12 protein-coding genes and 5 pseudogenes are annotated in these 17,909 nt (G+C 60.7%); 6 read left to right on the top strand and 11 right to left on the bottom strand.

Annotated features, from left to right (window positions below):
• Positions 1-74: 74 nt before the first annotated feature.
• The 3 genes and pseudogenes from DLM46_RS35775 to DLM46_RS35765 form a co-directional block, all read right to left on the bottom strand.
• Positions 75-1,904, bottom strand: coding sequence for an ABC transporter ATP-binding protein (locus tag DLM46_RS35775; RefSeq protein ID WP_115109110.1), 1,830 nt, complete (start codon positions 1,902-1,904; stop codon positions 75-77).
• Positions 1,901-2,857, bottom strand: coding sequence for an ABC transporter permease (locus tag DLM46_RS35770; protein WP_115109107.1), 957 nt, complete (start codon positions 2,855-2,857; stop codon positions 1,901-1,903). Before DLM46_RS35770 ends, DLM46_RS35775 begins: the two co-directional genes overlap by 4 nt.
• Positions 2,854-3,477: pseudogene (locus DLM46_RS35765) on the bottom strand (ABC transporter permease); the annotation flags it as partial. The pseudogene DLM46_RS35765 and the gene DLM46_RS35770, both read right to left, overlap by 4 nt.
• Before the next feature lie 179 nt (positions 3,478-3,656).
• Between DLM46_RS35765 and DLM46_RS35760 the strand changes: the two are divergent.
• From DLM46_RS35760 to DLM46_RS35735, 5 genes and pseudogenes are all read left to right on the top strand, one after another.
• On the top strand, positions 3,657-4,292 hold the full coding sequence (locus DLM46_RS35760; RefSeq protein WP_115109105.1) for a hypothetical protein: 636 nt from the start codon (positions 3,657-3,659) through the stop codon (positions 4,290-4,292).
• A pseudogene (locus DLM46_RS35755) lies at positions 4,289-5,089 on the top strand (helix-turn-helix domain-containing protein); the annotation flags it as partial. The gene DLM46_RS35760 and the pseudogene DLM46_RS35755, both read left to right, overlap by 4 nt.
• Before the next feature lie 65 nt (positions 5,090-5,154).
• Positions 5,155-5,748: pseudogene (locus DLM46_RS35750) on the top strand (IS6 family transposase); the annotation flags it as partial.
• A gap of 542 nt (positions 5,749-6,290) precedes the next feature.
• Positions 6,291-7,937, top strand: coding sequence for a group II intron reverse transcriptase/maturase (ltrA, locus tag DLM46_RS35740; protein WP_115109103.1), 1,647 nt, complete (start codon positions 6,291-6,293; stop codon positions 7,935-7,937).
• Between the two features lie 92 nt (positions 7,938-8,029).
• Positions 8,030-8,239, top strand: a pseudogene (locus DLM46_RS35735) (DDE-type integrase/transposase/recombinase); the annotation flags it as partial.
• Between the two features lie 56 nt (positions 8,240-8,295).
• Here the strand turns inward: DLM46_RS35735 and DLM46_RS35730 are convergent.
• The 8 genes and pseudogenes from DLM46_RS35730 to DLM46_RS35695 form a co-directional block, all read right to left on the bottom strand.
• A pseudogene (locus DLM46_RS35730) lies at positions 8,296-8,679 on the bottom strand (ABC transporter substrate-binding protein); the annotation flags it as partial.
• A gap of 102 nt (positions 8,680-8,781) precedes the next feature.
• On the bottom strand, positions 8,782-9,450 hold the full coding sequence (locus tag DLM46_RS35725) for a haloacid dehalogenase type II (RefSeq protein WP_115109101.1): 669 nt from the start codon (positions 9,448-9,450) through the stop codon (positions 8,782-8,784).
• Positions 9,451-9,587: 137 nt separating this feature from the next.
• Positions 9,588-10,772, bottom strand: a complete 1,185-nt coding sequence (locus DLM46_RS35720) for a M20 aminoacylase family protein (protein WP_115109099.1) — start codon at positions 10,770-10,772, stop codon at positions 9,588-9,590.
• A gap of 68 nt (positions 10,773-10,840) precedes the next feature.
• Positions 10,841-12,298, bottom strand: a complete 1,458-nt coding sequence (locus tag DLM46_RS35715) for an aldehyde dehydrogenase family protein (RefSeq protein ID WP_115109096.1) — start codon at positions 12,296-12,298, stop codon at positions 10,841-10,843.
• Entirely contained in the window at positions 12,295-13,572 is a 1,278-nt protein-coding gene (locus DLM46_RS35710) for an NAD(P)/FAD-dependent oxidoreductase (protein ID WP_115109094.1), read from the bottom strand. Before DLM46_RS35710 ends, DLM46_RS35715 begins: the two co-directional genes overlap by 4 nt.
• Before the next feature lie 36 nt (positions 13,573-13,608).
• Positions 13,609-14,934 (bottom strand): NAD(P)/FAD-dependent oxidoreductase, encoded by a 1,326-nt coding sequence (locus DLM46_RS35705; RefSeq protein WP_115109091.1) that lies wholly within the window; start codon positions 14,932-14,934, stop codon positions 13,609-13,611.
• A 190-nt stretch (positions 14,935-15,124) separates the two neighbouring features.
• Positions 15,125-16,027 carry a GNAT family N-acetyltransferase gene (locus DLM46_RS35700; protein WP_115109140.1) on the bottom strand — a complete coding sequence of 301 codons (903 nt, stop codon included), beginning with the start codon at positions 16,025-16,027 and terminating at the stop codon, positions 15,125-15,127.
• A 244-nt stretch (positions 16,028-16,271) separates the two neighbouring features.
• Entirely contained in the window at positions 16,272-16,676 is a 405-nt protein-coding gene (locus DLM46_RS35695; protein WP_115109088.1) for a RidA family protein, read from the bottom strand.
• Positions 16,677-16,876: 200 nt separating this feature from the next.
• Here DLM46_RS35695 and DLM46_RS35690 point away from each other — a divergent pair, with 200 nt between their 5' ends.
• Positions 16,877-17,797: a LysR substrate-binding domain-containing protein gene (locus tag DLM46_RS35690; protein WP_115109086.1), complete on the top strand. Its 921-nt coding sequence runs from the start codon at positions 16,877-16,879 to the stop codon at positions 17,795-17,797.
• Positions 17,798-17,909: the final 112 nt, after the last annotated feature.

Raw genomic sequence — 17,909 nt, 5'->3', positions numbered from 1 at the left:
CGACGTCGACAGGGCGTGCATCCACGCATTCCGGGTGGTGCGCTCGCCCTCCGCCGCGCATGCGGCACGCGTGCTCATGCCGTCACCGGATCGGTTTTCTTTGCGAGCTCGAGTTCCGTAGCGGAGCGGTGGCACAGGATCACGGCACCCGAGGGCAGCTTCCTGACAGAAGGAGGCGTCACGTTGCACTTGCCGTCTATGCGGACCGGACAACGCGCCCGAAAGCTGCACAGCTCAGTGGAGTCGCTAGCGGGCCCCATCGAAGGCAATGCGGTCCCCGTGAGCGCGCGCCGTGAGTCAAGCCAGCCCGGACGCAGTGCAGGCACTGAGTCAACCAGCAGCCCTGTGTACGGGTGGTGCGGTGGTGCGGCCAGTACATCGCGCTGGCCGGCTTCGACGCACTGACCGGCGTAGAGCACCATCACGTCGTCGCAGATCGCCCGCACCGTCGAAATGTCGTGGCTGATGAACATGTATGACACGCCCAGTTCGCGCCGCAGCTCCACCAGCAGGTCAAGAATCGCCGCGCCAACTACGGTGTCCAGTGCGGAGGTCACCTCGTCGCAGAGAATCAGCGCAGGCTCGGCCGCAAGCGCGCGCGCCAGGTTCACGCGCTGCTTCTGGCCACCCGACAGACCGGCCGGCTGACGCCTGGCAATAGACACCGGCAGCTTAACCAGATCCAGCAGTTCGAGCATGCGCTTCTGTGCCGCCGCGCCGCGCAGGCCGTGATAGAAGTTCATCGGCCGAGCGAGGATGTCGGCGATCGTGAGGCCCGGATTGAGCGCTGTGTCGGCGTTCTGGAACACGATCTGCACGCGGCGGTACTGATCGGGCGTGCGCGCGGAAAGTTTCGCGGGCAGTGGCTTGCCGTCGAGTAGCACGTCGCCCCGGGCACGATCCACCAGTCCCGCCACCACGCGCGCGAGGGTCGTCTTGCCCGAACCCGATTCGCCGATCACGCCGAGCGCGCTGCCGCGCGCAATCTTGAGGCTCACATTGTCGAGCACGCACACGGCTGGTATGCCGTTCGCGTCGATCCGTCCATACCCGGCATTCAAATTGCGGACCTCAAGCAGCGGTGGCAACAAATCTGCGGCCGCGATTGCAAGCTCTGGCTCCGGTCGGCGGGTTGCCGCGAGCAGTTGCCGCGTATAGTCGTCGGCCGGCGCATCAAGTACCTGCCCGGTCGTGCCGTTTTCGCGCACGGTACCGCCGTTGAGCACAACAATACGGTCCGCCATCTGCGCGACAACGGCAAGATCGTGCGACACATAGACGGCCGTGGTGCCCAGTTCGCGGATCACTTTCTTGAAAGCGGCGAGCACTTCGATCTGTGTCGTGACGTCGAGCGCCGTCGTCGGTTCGTCGAACACGACGACGGCGGGATCGGTGATCAGCGCCATCGCCGCCATCAGACGCTGCAACTGACCGCCGGATACCTGATGGGGATAGCGCGCACCGATGGTCTCGGGCGACGGCAAAGCCAGCGAGCGAAACAGTCCCAAGGCTTTCTCGCGGGCCGCAGCAGGCGTCATCAACCTGTGCAGCAGCGCAGGCTCGGTCACCTGGTCCATGATCGTGCGGGCCGGGTTGAAGCCCGCCGACGCGCTTTGCGCGACGTAAGCGACGGTGCGTGCGCGCAGCCCGCGCCGTCCGGCCGCATCGAGCGACAGCACTTCGACGCCGCCGATCTTCACCGAGCCGCCCGCAATCGAACAGCCGCCTCGTGCGTGCCCCAGCAGCGATAGCGCAATTGTCGTCTTGCCCGAGCCCGACTCGCCAATCAGCGCGAGCACCTCACCTTTCTTCACGGTGAAATCGCCCCCCTTGACGATCTCGACGACCGGGTCGGGTGCCGAGCCCGCGATCACGCGCAGGCCTTTGACTTCGATCATGTTCATTTGACGCCTCCATGCGCGCGCGCGGCATGCCGGCGCAGGCTGTCAATCAGCAGGTTAACGCCAACCGTGAGTGTTGCGATTGCGACGGCAGGCATCAGTACAGCAGGCGCTCCTTCCGCCAGCCCGCCGATGTTCTCGCGCACGAGCGAACCCCAGTCTGCATTCGGTGGCTGCACGCCGAGGCCGAGAAAGCTCAAGCCGCTAAGCAGCAGCACGATAAACACAAAACGCAGGCCGAAGTCAGCGAGCATCGGATGGATCATGTTAGGTAGCACCTCGGCGCGCGCGATGTAGAACAGTCCTTCGCCGCGCGCCTTTGCGACCTGCACGTATTCGAGCGTCATCAGGTTGACCGCAAGCGAGCGCGAGATGCGAAACGCGCCAGGAATGTAGGCGAGCGCGGCTACCATGATCAGCATCGGCACTGACGAACCGAACGCGGCGATGACGACGAGCGCGAGGATCTTGCTTGGAATGGAGATCAGGGCGTCGAACAGTCGGCTCATGATTTCGTCGACCCAGCGCCCGGACACGGCCGCAACCAGCCCGAAGAACGTGCCGATGCAACTGGCGAGCACCGTCGACGCAAGCGCCAGTCCCACGGTGTATTGCGTGCCATACAGCACCCGGCTCAGCATATCGCGGCCCAGATAATCGGTGCCGAACAGATGCGCCGCGCTGTAGGACCCGAATACCTCAGTGGACGTCACCGCGCCCTCCTTGTATGGCGCAACCAGCGGGCCGATGAACGCAACGCAGAGCCAGAGCACGACGATCACCAGGCCGACCAGGCCCAGCAGCGAGAGACGGTTCGCGAGACGGCGCAGCGAACCACGCTTCCCGACGGGCACTGCGGGGGGCGCGTCATCGAGCGCATCGGCAACAGGGCGGGATTCTTCGCCGGACACTGTGTACAGCACGGTCCGCGCATGGGATGTATTGGGTCGGTTCATCGTTGACGCAGCCTCGGATTAGAGATGATCTGACACAGGTCGGCGATGAGTACCAGGGCGAGATAGGCCGCGCAGAACACCATCACGCAGCCCTGCACGAGCGGCATGTCGCGGTTCGTGACGGCATCGACCATCAGGCTCGCGAGCCCGGGATAGTTGAAGATCGACTCGACGATCACGACGCCGCCGAACAGATACGACAGACTCAGCGCGACCGCATTGGCAATGGGGCCAATCGTATTCGGTAACACATGACGCAACACGATGCGTACCGGCGACGCGCCCTTGAGTACTGCCATCTCGACGTACGATGCGTTCAGCTGGTCGAGCACCGCGGCGCGCGTCATGCGAGCCATCTGCGCCACGATCACGCAACACAGTGTCATCACGGGCATCGCGTAAATTCGCACCAGCGCGCCGAACGACGTGACCTCCGACAGATAGGACAGCGCTGGCAGCCAGCGAAGCTTGACAGCAAAGATCAGCACGGCGATCGTCGCGATCAGAAACTCGGGCACGGCGACGGTCGACAGCGTCAGCACGTTGAGGGTGCGGTCCAGCAGCGAACCGCGATACATCGCCGACAGAATGCCGATCGCCAGCGCGATCGGCACCGACACGCGTAGGCCGTAATGATTCTGTCACCGGCCTTCCCTAGCAACCACGGGCCAAAGAGCGATCGTGTTGTCACTTTTATTTCACTTCGAATCGCAATGAAAGCGTCAACTCACGTAAGTCCGTATTAATTTTGTCAACTGGCCTCCTACACTTTGAATCCCGTCCATAACCTATTGATCTTATGGAAGATTCGTTGCGCATCGCAGAGCCGGTCGCGCTCGCCCGTCCACGCGGCGCGCATCGGTTCGAAGCGTTCAGCCCAAAGCTCGGGCGCCGGGTGACGTTTTACCGGCGCCCGTTACTGGAGCAATGGCTGCTGCTCGAGGCAAGCCCGAGAGTGATCACGTTTTGCGAGCGTCCGGGCTACGTGCTGATCAACGGGTCCCGTCAGATTGCCGATTTCTGGATCCGTTACGTTGATAATCAAGAATTAGTTATCCTAGATGATTCGGCGTCGGAATGTAGCGTAATCAGTTCGGGTCGTGACATCGGCGACAGCGCATTGCCGATCCGGATAGTCGCGCCCGCCGAGTTCGCCGCCGCGCGTACCTGGACCGACAACTGGAAGCGCATACTCCCCTACCTTGTCGCCAACGAAGGGCTCGTTCCGTCAACCTTGCCCCGCGCGATCGTCGGGTTCCTGGGAGAGCCGCAACGATTGCTCGCTGTTGAACGCGAATTCTCCGCAGTCGATCCGGTCCTGGTCCGAACTGCCCTGTTTGACCTGCTCCATCGCGGACGCGTCAGCGCGCCCGAGCTTCACGCGCATCCGCTGTCGCTGCTCACGTCATTCGCGGCTTCGGAGGGGACATCATGAGCCGCCGCAAACTGGAGTTGCAGTCAATCGACGTGAGCGCGTGGCCTACTGTCGCCTTTACCGAACTGGACGATGTGGCGCGGGCCACATTCGAGACACGTCAACAGGCCGTGTTGCGCTACACAGCCGGAGAGTCGGTCAAGGCAATCGAGCGTTCAACGGGCATCAATCGCCGGCAACTGTACCGATGGCTCGAACGAGCCCAGGCACCACACCCTGATGGACGTCCATTCGGCTTTCGGGCGCTCATTCGCTATTTGCGCATCGCGGATTACGAGCAGGTGTGCGACGTGCAGGTGCGAGGCGAGCGCGGCAGCCGGGGCGCCGCTGGTGCATTGACGCAGCTGTTCGAGCGTTACCCTGAATTGACTGGATGGCTTCTGCTTCAGGTCAAACAGCGCAGGGTGCTGCTCGAGCAGAGGCATACGGATGGACATCTGCGCACGCGCCTACGCGGTTTGCAATCGATGCACGATGAATTCCTGCGCCGATGTCGATCATTGGGATTGACGGCGGCCGACTATCCCTTCAACACCGGCGACCATGCGGTTCGCTCGCTGTCCCGACGGTTGAAGGCGGAACTGCTGCGTACGTTTGGCACGGCGGCACGCTCAGCCGGCGCCTCGCACCTTAAGGGCCTGCCCCGGCTCGACGGCGCGGACGCACCTGCGGCGGTCCGGCCGTACCAGGTCGTCGAATTTGATGGTCATCGGCTCGATATCAGGCTCAAGGTTGTCGTGCGGGATCCACTCGGTTTCGCACACGAATTCGAGATGGAACGGGTATGGCTCCTGGTAAGGCTCTGTCGCATTAACGCGGGCGAGGTAAAATTCGAGGCGGACGAAAACGCTCTGGCCACACGATGAAGAAGACAATGACGCCACGAACGACGCTTGCTCCAGACATCGCTAAGGTTCTGAAGCGGCTGCACTATCCGCTTGAAGTGATCCTGCTGTGTGTGCGGTGGTACGTTGCCTACTCGCTGAGTCTTCGCAATCTCGAGGAAATGATGGCCGAGCGCGACATTTGTGTCGATCATTCGACGGTGCATCGCTGGGTCATCAAGGTGGTGCCACTGTTCGAAAAGACATTTCGTAAGCACAAGCGTCCGGTCGGCAAGAGCTGGCGTGTTGACGAAACCTATATCAAGGTCAAGGGCTCGTGGAAGTATCTTTACCGGGCAGTGGATAAGGCGGGCAATACCATCGATTTTCTGTTCAGAGCCAAGCGGGACAAGGCTGCTGCGCGGCGCTTCTTCGAAAAGGCAATTGGTCAGAGCGGCTCGCCCGAGACCGTAACCATCGACAAAAGCGGCGCCAATCTGGCCGCGCTTAGCGCGGTGAACGCCGAGCGCGAGATGCCCATCAAGGTTCGTCAGATCAAGTATTTGAACAACATCGTGGAGGTGCGACACGAAGTCGCTTACAGAAGTTGTTCGCCCTTCTCGCCGTATAGAAGGAGTGAACCACCGGTGTCACCCGGTGAATCCAGGAGCCTGAATCAAGAGCGGCTCTGACAACGTAACGAAGCGCCGCAAGGCGCGGGGTATCAATCGCGAGAGGCGTACCCTTCTGGCAGCCATACGCCGGATGAGTGCCAGACAGTCGGTATGGTGAAAACATTTGAATCTGCAATAGGGTCGTTATGTTGAACGAGCGGAAATGGCTATTGCGCTCGAACCAAAACGGTACCGGAGGTGGGAACAGCGTTTCTCTACTACGCGTTCGTGACCCATACACCTCCCGGCCCAGAGCAGGCACCTAACCCGACGTACTTCCATAAGCGGAACGTGGAAACCCCGTATCGCTCCCTTCGGGGACAGCAGGCTGCGAGGCTTGCCCATGGCGGTGCGGGCACAGGATCGGGGAAAAAGCGAATGCCCGGCTGTAATGGACGGGATACGGGTTGCAACATCACCCGACGCGAAAGCGGGCAGACTTCCTCGTGGTCTCTCCTCACCAGAGAGTTTGCAGAACCATCTATACGGAAGGAAAGCAAATGAGTGCAGCAACACGGGCGCGTGCACCTTCTGGCGTGACGTGGGACGGCATCAATTGGGCCGATGTTCAGCGTCAGGTAAGAAGGCTGCAGTCGCGTATGGTGAAGGCGGTACAGGCCGGTCGCCATAACAGGGTGAGAGCCCTGCAATGGCTGCTGACCCACTCGTTCAGCGGCCGTGCATTGGCCGTCAAGCGGGTGACTGAAAACAAAGGCAGGAGCACCCCCGGTGTGGACAAGGTAACGTGGAAAACACCGGCGGCAAAGGCCAACGCGATTGCGTCGTTGAAGAGGCGGGGCTATTCGCCCCTTCCGCTTCGGAGAGTGTTGATTCTGAAGAAAAACGGCAAGACGAGGCCGCTCGGCATCCCCGTGATGCGCTGCAGGGCGATGCAAGCGTTGCATCTGCTTGCTCTGGAGCCGGTTGCGGAAACCACTGCCGACCCGAACTCTTACGGGTTCAGGCCGGAACGCTCAACTGCTGACGCGGGAGGACAATGCTTCATCTCCCTGGCGAAAAAGGCGAGTGCGGAATGGGTGCTGGAGGCCGACATCCAAGGCTGTTTCGACAAAATTTCCCACGACTGGATGATCGCCAATATCCCTACGGACAAGGTGATCCTCAAGAAGTGGCTCAAAGCGGGCTACGTGTATCAAAACGAACTCTTCCCCACTGACGCCGGCACCCCGCAAGGGGGAATCATCTCACCGGTGGCAGCCAACATGACGCTTGATGGCCTCGAAGCGATGCTCGCGGAGAGATTCCCGCGAGCCCGGCAGAGAGGACTGAAAGTGAACATGGTGCGTTACGCGGACGATTTCATTATCACCGGCCATTCGACAGAGTGGCTGGAACATGAGGTCAGGCCGGCAGTAACTGAATTTCTGGCGGAACGCGGGCTGGTCTTGTCGCCAGAAAAGACCAGGATAACGCACATCAAGGACGGGTTTGATTTCCTCGGATGGAACATTCGCAAGTACAACGGCAAGCTCTTGATGAAACCGTCGAAAGCGAACGTCAAGGCACATCTTGACAAAGTCCGTGAAATCATCAAGGCCAACAAGACGGCTAAACAGGCGAACCTGATAAGGCTGCTCAATCCTGTTTTGCGAGGATGGGCGAATTACCACAGCCATGCAGTCGCCAAGAAAGCCTTCAATCGGGTTGATCACGAGGTCTGGTCAATGCTATGGCGATGGGCGGCAAGACGGCACCCTAACAAAGGCGCCCGATGGATAAAAATCAAATACTTCAAGGCCAAGGGTCTCCGGGACTGGGTATTTGCCGCCACAGAAAAACAAGAGGATGGCACGACAAGAGCGGTCACCTTGCTGAAGGTCTCGGACACGCCAATCAAACGGCATGTCAAGATCAAGGCGGGCGCCAATCCGCACGATCTTCAATGGGCGCGGTACTTCGAATCCCGCTGGGGCCAGAGGATGCTGAACTCGGCGCGAGGTCGCCGTAAGCTGTACCGTGTCTGGCTAAGGCAAGATGGCATGTGTTCCAACTGTCAGCAGCCCATCACAATGAACACCCGCTGGGATGTTTCGCATATTGTGAAGCAAACTGACGGTGGGACGGATGCCGCAGGCAACCTTCAAGTGCACCATCTCAATTGCCGTAGAACTCCGCAACACGCCTGAAAAGCAGTTGCACCACCGGGTGTCGACAGATGCCTTTGTAGAGGCTTGAGCCGTATGCTCCTAAAGGCGCACGTACGGTTCTTAGGGGGCCGTACCACAGCAATGTGGTACGGCTACCCGACCAGGACCATCGGGCCATCAAACGCCGAACCCGACCGATGCTCGGGCTCAAGGATTTCAACTGCGCGCGCGTCATTCTGAGTGGCATCGAATTGATGCACATGATCAAGAAAGGACAGATGAAATGTTCGGGCAGAATTTCGCTGTCTGCCGCCCAGCAATTTTACTCGTTGGTTTCATAAGCCATCCTCCGCATATCACCTTTGCTTGACCCGCTTTCCTTACCGCGACAGAACCGTTTCACGACCCACACCGTCGCGTCCTTCGTTTCGATCGACTCTGCCAGGGCCATCTTTGCGCCAAGATGCGAGTCAAACTCAGTCAGGCCGTTGTAGAGCATAAACGCGCGAACATAGTCCGTGCCAAGCGCGCCCTTTGCGGGATCAAGCGTATCGGCCGTGGAAGCCGCTTGCGTCGCGACGCGAATCTTGCCGCCTTTCCGTGGCTTCTCTTGCGCGAAAGCGAACCTGCCCGACGCCAGCAGACCCGTGCCCGTCATCGACACCATGCCGCCGACCGCCATCACGCGAAGCAGATTACGTCGCGACACGCCTTTGTGCGTAAGCTCTTGGAGTTCATCGTCGACGCTGGCGGCAGCGTCGCGCATATTTATCTTGTCCATTTGTCTCCTCCACACGGGAGTTGTTTCTCAATAGAAGCCGTCTGTGCCGATGCGCGCGTTTGCGAGTTTCATCGGTGCCCTCGCGTAACCGAGGGCAATGGATCACAGGCCGAGCTCAGTGGCGAGATCGCCAATGGTCTTGACTTCGTAGTATTCGCAGTACGGCGTGCCCGGCTCGTGGCCGCGATTGACGAACGCCTTATGCTTGATGCCCATGTCGTGCGCCGTCATCAGGTCATAGCGAAGGCTCGACGAAACATGCAGCACGTCCTCAGGATTGCAGTCCAGCTGGTCGAACATGTACTCGAAGCCCTGCATGCGAGGTTTGTACGACTGGGCCTGCTCTGCGGTGAACACACGATGAAACGGCGCGCCCAGCTTCTCGACATTGCTCTGGATGTGCTCATCCGGCGCGTTCGTCAGAATGACCAGCTTGTACTTCTTCGCGAGGCGCGAAAGGCCTTCCGGCACGTCCGGGTGCGGCCCCCATGTCGGCTCGGCAAGGTAGAATTTTTCCGCCTCAGCTTCACTAAACTCGACGTTCATCCGCTCGCAAGCCCGGCGCGCGGCGTTGACCAGCACGTCGCGAAACGGCTTCCAGGCGCCGAGCGCTTCATCGCGCCGGTATGCCGTAAAGAAGTTAACGAGTCGTTCCAGTTCGGCGCCCTGCAGGCGATTTCCATACACCTCGCGAGTCATCTCGCCTATGCGGAAATTCGTCAGCGTGCCATAGCAGTCAAATGTGATGTATTTCGGCTCGAAGTCAATCATGGTTTCAGTCCTCACGTCTTGTGACTCCGCGTGGAGTCAACTGGAAAAAGCAGAAATCGCATTCCTGGGCATACGCTAAACACCACTAACAAAAATGGCTCAAGCGACTGCGCGTCGGGCAAAAAGGCGCTCTTGCGCTACACGGTACCGAAGTAATGCTGTGCCAAAGCGACCCAATACCGGACGCCGGCCGGAATGATGTCGTCGTTGAAATCGTATTTCGGGTGATGCAGAGCCGCCGCGGTCATTCCTATAGGGGTATTACCGATCAGTACATAAGCGCCGGGCCGCTCCTCCAGCATGAAGCCGAAGTCTTCCGATGTCATGTTCGACGGAATGTCACGGCTAAGGCGTTCGCTGCCGAACGTCTCGCGAATGACCGCTTCGCAGAGTGCTGTCTCGGCCGGCGTGTTGATTGTTGCGGGGTAGTACTGGAAAAACGTGACCTCGGCTTGCGCGCCATAGGCGGAGCCTAGCCCTTCGCACATGAGCTGGATGTCGCGCTGCAACTTCTGTTGCAAAGCGGACGACAGCGTGCGAATCGTCCCTCGCAACTCGGCGCTGTCCGGAATGACATTGTCCGTATTGCCTGCATGGAACATGCAGACGGAAATGACGGCGGGATCCACGGGATCCTTGTGACGCGCAGCGATGGTCTGACACTGGAGAACCATCGAACACGCCAGCGGTATTGGATCGAGGCCCAGATGCGGCTGCGCCGCATGAGCCCCCTTGCCTGTTACCGTGATCCTGAATCGGGAGCCGGCAGCCATGATTGGGCCGGTGCGCAATCCGAAATGCCCGGCAGGCAAACCGGGCCAGTTGTGCATGCCGAATACCGCTTCCGTCGGACATCGCTCGAACAGCCCGTCATCGATCATCTTCCGCGCGCCCGCGCCCCCCTCCTCTCCGGGCTGAAACACGAAATGAACCGTGCCGGGCAACTGCGGCAATTCCTTCAGGATGCGCGCGGCGCCCAGCAACATGACGGTATGACCGTCGTGCCCGCAGGCATGCATGATTCCTTCCGCGCCCGAGGCGTGTGCGAAGTCATTGGCTTCCTGGATCGGCAACGCATCCAGATCCGCACGAAGCACGATTCCGCGGTCCGGGTTCGCACCGGGCAAGCTCGCGACGACTCCCGTTCCGCCCAGCCCCCGCAACACCGCATAACCGAGCTCTTCAAGCTCACGCGCAACGACGTCGGCCGTCCTGTGTTCTTCAAATCGCAACTCGGGATGGGCGTGCAGATCACGTCGCAACTTCGCCCAGTGCCCACGATGCATTGTCAACGATGTCTCGGGGATCACGGAGGTTTCCACTCTCAGCACCTTTAGAAAGCGAACAGCATCAAATCTGCAGCGTCACGGCGACCGGCGTCGCCACCGGTTTAATCGTAGTACCCGAGGATCGACTTCACCTCCATGTACTCCTCCATACCTTCGATCCCATACTCCCGCCCATTCCCAGACTGCTTGTACCCGCCAAACGGAGCCTGCGGATCCCATGCCGGATAGTTCAGATGCACCTGGCCCGACCGGACACGCGCCGCTACTGCACGCACGAGTGCCTTGTCCGTGCCTTGAACATGCGCACCGAGCCCATAAACCGTGTCGTTCGCGATGGTGATTGCTTCTTCGACGGTGTCGTAAGGAAGGATCGCGAGGACCGGACCAAAGATCTCCTGTTGGGCGATCGTCATATCGGTGCGGACGTCGGAAAAGACAGTCGGCCGTGCATAGAAGCCCTTGCTGAACCCTGCGGGTCTTCCGGGGCCACCCGCGATCAGCTTCGCGCCTTCCCCGATGCCAGCTTCGATCATCTGCTGAACCCTGCCAAACTGCATGCGATTGGCCAGTGGGCCGTGCGTCGTCGCTTCGGCGAACGGATCGCCAACGATCATCTGTTCGGTTGCCGCCACGGCCAACTCATTAACCGCGTCGAGGACACTGCGCGGTACGATCAGGCGGGTCGGTGCGCTGCACGACTGGCCCATATTCCGGAACGCGGCCGCGACGCCTGGCGAGACGGCACGCTGCAAATCGGTATCAGGTAGCACAATGTTGGGTGACTTGCCGCCAAGCTCCTGCGCCACGCGCTTAACACTCGGAGCAGCCGCTTGTGCGACCAGCACGCCAGCACGCGTCGAACCGGTGATCGAAACCATGTCGACCTCCGGGTGCGACGCGAGCGACGTGCCGACTTCCGCACCAGTGCCGCTCACCAGGTTGAATACGCCTGCCGGAACACCAGCGTCCGCGATGACTTCCGCAAACAGCAACGCGCTTAGCGGCGAGAGTTCGCTGGGTTTCAGGACCACGGTGCAGCCTGCTGCCAGCGCCGGGCCGACCTTGGCCGTGATCTGATAGATCGGCCAGTTCCACGGCGTGATCAGCGCGCATACGCCGATCGGCTCACGCACGACCGCAGTCGTTCCACGCTGGACGCGGAACGGGTAGTTCGCCAGATTGTCGCGCGCGACACGGATATGTTCGGCCGCGAGCGGCACATGCGCGGCGCGCGCATAGCTGATCGGCGCACCCATTTCCATGGTCAGGGCCGTGGCGAACAGTTCGGCGCGCTCCAGTATCAAGGCATGAACACGGTCCAGCAGCACGGCGCGCTCCTGCGGCGAAGTCGCGGACCATCGCACGAACGCTTTGCGCGCGGCTTGCACGGCGCGTTCGACGTCGAGCGCGTCGCCGAGCGGAACCTCGCAGAGCGTGTCTTCGGTGGACGGCGATACCACCGCGGCTCGCGCTGTACCCACGGGCGCAATCCATTCGCCGTCGATAAAGAACCGGTCCAGCCTTCCCGCTTGCATCAGGTGACAAACAGGTGAATTCATTGCAGCGTGTCCTTGAGTCGGTACCACGCGCCCACGAAGGGCAAAAACCATGGCTTGCCAAAGTGACCCGGGATAGCAGGCCAATCGAAGTCTTTCCATGGATTGAGATCGGCGCGTCCGTCCATGATCTCTGCCATCAGCGTGCCCATCAGCGTGGCCATGTGAGTGCCGTGGCCGCTATAGCCCATCGAGTAGTAGACACCGTCTCGCTCGCCCGCGCGCGGCAGGCGGTTGGCCGTCATGTCAACCATGCCGCCCCAGCAATAGTCGATGCGCACGTTGGCCAGTTCGGGAAACACGGTGGCCATCTGCTGTCGCAAGATCAGGCCACTTTTTTCGTCCGAGCTGGGGTTCGACGTCGCGAAGCGCGCACGCCCGCCAAACAGCATCCGGTTGTCGGGCGTGACACGAAAGAAGTTGACGAAGTTTTTGGTGTCGGTGGCCATCCGGCGGGTTGGCAGCAACCGGTCGAGCTGTTCCAGCGGCAAGGGCTCGGTGACGATAATGAACGCCCCAACCGGCACGATCCTGCGCCGGATCCAGCCGAACGGTCCCACCTGCGAGATGCCGCTCGCCAGAAGCACCTGCGGCGTGCGGATCTCTCCACGCGGCGTTCGGACGACATATGCGCCCCGGGATTCCCTCCGTAACCCGAGGACCGGCGCACGCTCCATGATTTGCGCTCCACGCGCTTGCGCAGCTTTCGCGAGACCACGGACATAGCGACCGACGTGCATCCCGGCACTCTTCTGAAAGATCAACCCGCCGTGATAACGGTCCGAGCCGATCTCGTCACGAAGCTCTGCCTTCGTCACAAGGCGCGTATCAGGGTCCACGCTCGCGGCAAGCAACGCCTGACTTCGCGCAAGCTTGTCGAAGTGCTCCGGCTTCGCCGCGAGCTTGAGTTTTCCCCTGCGGACAAAATCGCAATCGATCGACTCTTCCCTGACCAGCCGCTCGACTGTATCGACACCCGCGTCAAACGCCAGATATAGCCGGTTGGCCAATTCCGTGCCGATGCGCTGCGACAGTGAAGCGTAATCCTGCGCGAAGCCGTTGTTGCACATGCCGCCATTGCGTCCCGACGCCGCCTGGCCCACGGTTCCTGCTTCGCAGACGATGACACGTGCGCCCTTTTTGGCAAGCGCCAATGCCGCCGCCGTGCCCGTTATACCGGCACCAACCACGACTACGTCGCAACTTCCATCGGGCACTTCGGGCGAGCTGCTAACGAATGGCTCCGACGTATCCAGCCAGTAAGAACTGAGATGCATTACAAACTCCAAGCGCGCAAGCGCCAAAAACTGGTCTTAAAAGTCGGCAACCTTTCCGCGCACCGATTCGTTCAGTCGCGCAGGACGGTAGGGTTCGGGATCGACGATAGGCCGCACACCGGTAACCAGATCCGCAACGAGATGGCCGCATCCTGGCCCGATACCGAAACCGTGACCACTCAGACCTGCGGCCAGCACGAAGCCAGGCAGTTCCTTTGCTTCGCCGATGGCGGGAACGCCGTCCGGTGTCGTGTCAATGTAGCCCGCCCACGATGCGGCAACCCGACTTTCTCCGATCGCTGGACACAGCTCGATCGCCCGCTTGCGGATTTCCCTGAGCGTGGCTTCATCGACACAAGGGTCCAGCACGCGCATCTTTTCCATCGGCGTGGGCTCGTCGAGTCGCCAGTGCCGCATTCCTTCGTGACCAGAACGCACGCCTTCCAGATTGCCTGGACTCAGGCTGCGCCATCGGCGTCCAAACATAGGAATGAAGTCCCTGGCGTAGCGCAGTTTTTGCAACGTCGGGTCCAGCTTCCCCAAACCGCTGATCGCGAGCGTATACGTGTCGTCACCGCGTCGCGTGACGGTGATCGCCGACGTATGAAGCGCGTCGGGCAACCTGCCTCGTGGCAGCGAAACTGACATCAACGATGAGCGAATCGTTGCCTGCGGCAGACGGATACCCAGTTGCCGGCAGAATGTCGAAGCCCATGCGCCGCCCGCCAGCACCACGGTCGTCGTGCGGATCGTGCCATGCTCGGTCACGACACCGCTGACCCGCCCGCCCGAGGTCTCGATGCCGCGTGCCGCGCAGTTCTGGTGAATCGTCCCCCCCAGTTTCATGACGCTGCGAGCGACGGCCGGCGCGGCGCTCGCCGGGTCGGCAATGCCGTCGGTCGGTGCGAACACCCCGCCCTTCCAGTTGCGTCCCGTCACGGTGGCCCTCTCAGTAGCCTGTTTGCTGCCGAGCACCTCAGTCCTGACGCCCGCCGTGCGCGCAAATTCGCACCAGCGCGTCCAGGTGTCGAGTTCGCCGTCGTCGTTGCTCAGGTAAAGAAGGCCGCTGCGACGAAAGCCCGTGGTCTCGCCGGACTCGGCTTCGAACTGCTCCCACAGCCGCAGGCTCTCGGTCGCGATGGGCAATTCGCGTGCATCGCGGTTCTGCTGCCGGCACCAACCCCAGTTCCGGCTGGACTGCTCCGCGCCGACCAGGCCTTTTTCGATGAGAGCGACTTTCACGCCCCGCTTCGCCAGAAACCATGCGGTAAACACACCAACGATGCCCGCGCCTATCACGACGACATCAGCACTTCGCGGTAGCGTCGGTGTGGTATCAATACGGATCAACGGTACGCGCATCTTCGGAAGCTCCTTCCCGGGGTCTGTTCTGTGCTGCATCGTATGTCAGGAATTATCGATCGCCTGAAGCTCGCCTTGCTGAGAGAACAGTTAAGCCGTCGTTAAGGCTGGCTTAATGGTCGGATTGTGCGACGCCGCAATCCGGCACATCTCAACGTTTGGCGGAAGAATTCGCTGCTCGTAGTGAGACCTAGAACATGGCCTGACTGATAAGTCCGTACACCCGGCAAACCGGATCGGGTGCGCCCCGGTGTGCACCGGCGGGCGCATTGCGAACCATCTTGGAGACGGTGTCCACACGCTTCAATCCCTGTCCGCTTAGCCAGTCGGTCAAACTCGTTCCCCAGGGGACGTCAATACGGACGAATTCCCCCTCTCGTCGGCTCAGCCAATAGCCGGCCAGCGCCCTCGCACGAACGTCGTCACGCGAACGCAGTGCGACCACCGGGCCGATCACATGACCCCGGCCAAAGCGGCGGAGCACCGAGAATCCGACAATTTCGCCCTCACGTTCGAGCACTACGCTCTCCCCAAGCTTCAGCAATGCCGACAAAATTCCGTCGCGCTCCAGCCCGGAAGCGCGCGAAGCCAGTGCAATGAGGTCAGGAAAGTCGGCAGGCGTGCCCGACCGCAGTCGCTCGCCGTCGAGCAACGCGACCGGGAAAGTCTTGCTGACGGTCCCTTGATATTGTTCCAACGATCCACACACGTTAAAACCTAGCTTTTCGTAGAGCGGCAGACCGGCTGGCGTCGCATGCAGGAAAGTGATGCGCGGCCCCAGCTCTTCAAGGACGGCTTCCATCAGCTTACGGCCGATGCCCCGCCCCTGGTGCCCGGATGACACAATCACGTGACCGAGAGAAGCGCGATCCGTTCCGAATTTCCAGCACAGCGCCGTACCAATCACGACACCACTTTCTTCAGCCAGGAACCCTGTCGCCGAGTCAGCGGAAAATTGCCAGTCTTCCGGTCTATATGGCCAGTTGAGCGCCATTGAAAGGGCGTGAGCTGCCGGTATATCGGCCGAGGTGAACGTTCGATACCGAAGGCTAGTCGTTGAGGAAGGAACGTTCACAACGGATTCCTGTTTCATTAAGCTGTCCATACCAAATTTGCCAGTCTATTACCCATCCATTCCGCGAGAATGGATGACTCACCCGATCAAAGAAGCAATCCTGGCGCCCACCCTTGCGGGCTGACGCCACGGTTGCGCCTTTAACGCCCACAAAGCGCCAGGCTAGCACGGCCCTGATGTCAACGGTTTCATCCGGTCGCGCCCGCTGCTTAAAGCGCCAAGCGCGACGCGTCGGCGCCATCGCGAATCCGCACTGGTTACGCTATACCAATGCGACCGCTTCGATCTCGATCTTCAGACCGAAGTGGAGCGCTGGAACCGGCACAACGGCGCGAGCGGGTCTCGCATCGCCGGCCCAACGCGCGTAGATTTCGTTGAAACTCGCCCAATGCGCGACATCAACGATATAGACACGGACCTGGATCAGTTTCTTGACATCGCTGCCCGCACCGGCAAGCGCGGAGCCCAGATTTGCCAACACCTGCCTGGCCTGGGCTTCAAAAGGCCGGTCCGTGAGCTTTGCGCCGCCCGCGTCGATTGGAAGTTGACCAGACACAAAAATCAGGCCATTTGCGATCGAAACGTGGCTATAGTGCCCCCCCGGCGTTGCCAGCCCAGCGGGATTTATCGTCTGAGGGAACTGCGCGCCGTTCTGATACTGATCCATGACGACCACTCCGGGTAGAAAGAACCTCGTCGAGCAATGCTCCGACGCAGTCAGGGAGCTATCGGGTTTTGTTGAGTCCGTGCCAGCGCTCCCGCAGCATCGCGGGCCGACCGCAAGTTGCCAAATCCATGCGGGAACTATAGAAAAAAATCTTTTTGTCGTGTTTAATATCCAATAAACCTCCCGTTAAAGATTGCTTAATGCTACAACTGGAAGACATGCAGCTGTTCCGTGCGCTGGGCGCGTCACAATCCCTTGCCGCTGCCGCAAGGCTATTGGATCTCACGCCGCCTGCAGTCACGGTACGCCTTCAGCGCATAGAAGAACGGTTAGGGCTTCGCCTCGTGACGCGCGCGGCCAGAGGCATTTCACTCACCAACGAGGGCCAGCACCTTGTTCAGGAAGCGATTGAGATCCTGGAACGCATAGAGTCGGTTCCTTCCCGCGTCTCTGGAGAGTCGCACGGTGTAAGCGGCCATTTGCGCGTCGTGGCACCGTTCGGGTTTGGCCGCGCATATGTCGCACCGCTGGTCCGCGATCTGCATCTCTCCCACCCAAGTCTTGCGATTTCGCTCATCCTGTCGGAAAGCCCGCTCAGGGCAGCGTCGGGCGCCGACGCGGTCGTATCGATCGGCAACGTCAAAGGGTCCTCCTGGATAGGACATTACCTCGCCCCGAACGACCGTTTCCTGTGCGCAAGCCCGGCCCTTGCGCGTCGCCTGTCGAAGCTGGAGCATCCATCCCAGCTCACACGGTACGAATTCCTGAGTTTGCGAGAGAACGACGAAGACGTGACTCGCCTGCGTTTCACTCAACAGGATGCGGCGGGAAAGCGCGTAAGCAAAGCCGTCACGGTCCGGCTGAACAGCGCCCTGTCGTCGAACGACGGCACCGTGGTCACTGACTGGGCGGTGGACGGCCTGGGCATTGTCGAGCGATCCGAATGGGATGCCGCACGGCTGATCGCCGAGGGAAAGCTGAAGCGCGTGTTGCCCGCATGGCGCCTCGAGCCCGCGCCGGTAATGGCGCTGACGCCCACGCGTCAGGGCCTAACAATTCGCCAGCGCGTCTTTCTCGACGCCGCAAAGCAAGCCTTTAGCCCCACACCCTGGCGCAATTGACTTGACATTCAATGTGGCTTAACGGTCGCTTTATCCTCGGTTAAACACAGGCTCGCAGCGAACTCCTATAGTGGCGATTGTTTACGCACGGTACCGTGCCGACACCGAGACA

Source organism: Paraburkholderia lacunae (genome assembly GCF_003353175.1).
Taxonomy (GTDB): Bacteria; Pseudomonadota; Gammaproteobacteria; order Burkholderiales; family Burkholderiaceae; genus Paraburkholderia; species Paraburkholderia lacunae.
Note: the sequence above shows the minus strand (reverse complement) of the source record. Positions and strands in the feature narration are given on the sequence as shown.

Coding starts and splice junctions, on each gene's coding strand:
- DLM46_RS35775 (WP_115109110.1), bottom strand. CDS start 1,904: ATGAACATGATCGAAGTCAAAGGCCTGCGCGTGATCGCGGGCTCGGCA.
- DLM46_RS35770 (WP_115109107.1), bottom strand. CDS start 2,857: ATGAACCGACCCAATACATCCCATGCGCGGACCGTGCTGTACACAGTG.
- DLM46_RS35760 (WP_115109105.1), top strand. CDS start 3,657: ATGGAAGATTCGTTGCGCATCGCAGAGCCGGTCGCGCTCGCCCGTCCA.
- ltrA (WP_115109103.1), top strand. CDS start 6,291: ATGAGTGCAGCAACACGGGCGCGTGCACCTTCTGGCGTGACGTGGGAC.
- DLM46_RS35725 (WP_115109101.1), bottom strand. CDS start 9,450: ATGATTGACTTCGAGCCGAAATACATCACATTTGACTGCTATGGCACG.
- DLM46_RS35715 (WP_115109096.1), bottom strand. CDS start 12,298: ATGAATTCACCTGTTTGTCACCTGATGCAAGCGGGAAGGCTGGACCGG.
- DLM46_RS35710 (WP_115109094.1), bottom strand. CDS start 13,572: ATGCATCTCAGTTCTTACTGGCTGGATACGTCGGAGCCATTCGTTAGC.
- DLM46_RS35705 (WP_115109091.1), bottom strand. CDS start 14,934: ATGCGCGTACCGTTGATCCGTATTGATACCACACCGACGCTACCGCGA.
- DLM46_RS35700 (WP_115109140.1), bottom strand. CDS start 16,027: ATGAAACAGGAATCCGTTGTGAACGTTCCTTCCTCAACGACTAGCCTT.
- DLM46_RS35695 (WP_115109088.1), bottom strand. CDS start 16,676: ATGGATCAGTATCAGAACGGCGCGCAGTTCCCTCAGACGATAAATCCC.
- DLM46_RS35690 (WP_115109086.1), top strand. CDS start 16,877: ATGCTACAACTGGAAGACATGCAGCTGTTCCGTGCGCTGGGCGCGTCA.